This is a genomic window from Nocardia vinacea NBRC 16497, assembly GCF_000308835.1.
Taxonomy (GTDB): Bacteria; Actinomycetota; Actinomycetes; order Mycobacteriales; family Mycobacteriaceae; genus Nocardia; species Nocardia vinacea.
Map to the genome: position 1 here is coordinate 1 of NZ_BAGN01000320.1, position 1,310 is coordinate 1,310.

Sequence of the window (1,310 nt, forward strand, 5' to 3'; positions counted from 1 at the left end):
GATCGGTGCCGGCCTGATCACCGACCCACAATTTGGTTTCCATGGAAACTAACCCGCGTCGGAGCGGAACTATTTCCGCCGGCGATCACGCCGCACGCGGACGGCGGAGCGTCACTGGTCGTTAGGGACTCGAAACAGCTTGCCGAAGGCCGTCTACCGGCGCCCTGTTACGGCAGGGCGAATAGGAGCTCGGCCGAGCCGCTGCGGACGTCGCCCGCCGCGAGACGCCGAGCACGGTTGTTTCCAGCGGCACCGGTCGCCATTCGGGATGGCGCGTCCTCGTCGCGGGTCCGGTACACCGCATCCAGGCCGGTTCGGACGAATCCGTGATCGTCCAGACCGAGGACGCCAGAACAATGCGCACTCGCCATCGACGTCAGATTTCGTAGATGCCAACAGATCTCGTCAGGCCGACCGTCGTCAGCGGGCATCGTCCTGCCCACGTCACCACCGGGCGCGGTCCGGTACGAATTCCGCCTGTGCGGGCCCCGCCTTCAGTTACTCGTAAGTAGGGTGCAAGCCACCCCACGCACTGTCTCCAGTATGCCGACCCACACGACCGGGCCCGACCTGCTGGGTATGCGCCTGGCCCATCGCGCCATGCTCGCCGACACCGCCCGCCTCACCAGTCTCACCGCCGACATCGCGGCCGGGCGCGCCGCCTGCCCACCCGCCCGCGCGGCGGCCGTCACCGAATACCTGCTGCTGCTTTGCGACAGCATCCACCATCACCACGACATCGAGGACACGGTGCTGTGGCCACTTCTGCGCGACACCGCCGACGGCACGATCGACCTCCGCGAACTCGAAGACGACCACGCCCAGCTCGACCCGCTCCTCGACCGGCTGCGCGCCACCGCCCGCGCCTTCGCCCGCTCGACGCCCGGCTCGGCCACCGAACTCAGCACCGGGCTCGGACACCTGCACGCGCTGCTCACCGAACACATCGGCGACGAGGAGGCGACCATCTTCCCGGTCGTCACCGCGCAGCTCAGCGCCGAGCAATGGAGTCGAGTCGAAGCCGCCGCCCGCCGGGGCGCGACGATGAGTTTCGAACTGCCCCGCATGTTCGCGATGTGCACGCCGGAAGAATGGGAACGCGCCGGCGCCGGAGGCGGGCTGATGCTGAAACTCTTGCTGCGCTGGTTCGGGCGCGCCCACCGCCGCCGCGAACGGCTCATCAACGGGGTATGACCGCGGCGAACAGGCGCGGTCGCCGATCAATCCTGAAGTCCGTCCAGCTGAGCGGCGATGCGAGCCGACACTGTGGCGGCACGGGCGCGGTGTTCGGCGGCCGCGGCCGGGTCGCC

General features: G+C 68.9%; 2 protein-coding genes. One reads left to right on the forward strand and one right to left on the reverse strand.

What is annotated here, in order from left to right; genetic code table 11:
- Window positions 1-167: 167 nt before the first annotated feature.
- Complete coding sequence (locus tag ON44_RS33690) at window positions 168-371, reverse strand: hypothetical protein (protein ID WP_040698061.1); 204 nt, start codon at window positions 369-371, stop codon at window positions 168-170.
- A 172-nt stretch (window positions 372-543) separates the two neighbouring features.
- On the opposite strand from ON44_RS33690, the gene ON44_RS33695 reads away from it, so the two are divergent.
- Window positions 544-1,194 (forward strand): hemerythrin domain-containing protein, encoded by a 651-nt coding sequence (locus tag ON44_RS33695; RefSeq protein WP_040698062.1) that lies wholly within the window; start codon window positions 544-546, stop codon window positions 1,192-1,194.
- Window positions 1,195-1,310 lie beyond the last annotated feature (116 nt).

Bases quoted from the DNA above. Each gene is read 5' to 3' on its own strand.
- ON44_RS33690 (WP_040698061.1), bottom strand. From the start codon at position 371: ATGGCGAGTGCGCATTGTTCTGGCGTCCTCGGTCTGGACGATCACGGA.
- ON44_RS33695 (WP_040698062.1), top strand. From the start codon at position 544: ATGCCGACCCACACGACCGGGCCCGACCTGCTGGGTATGCGCCTGGCC.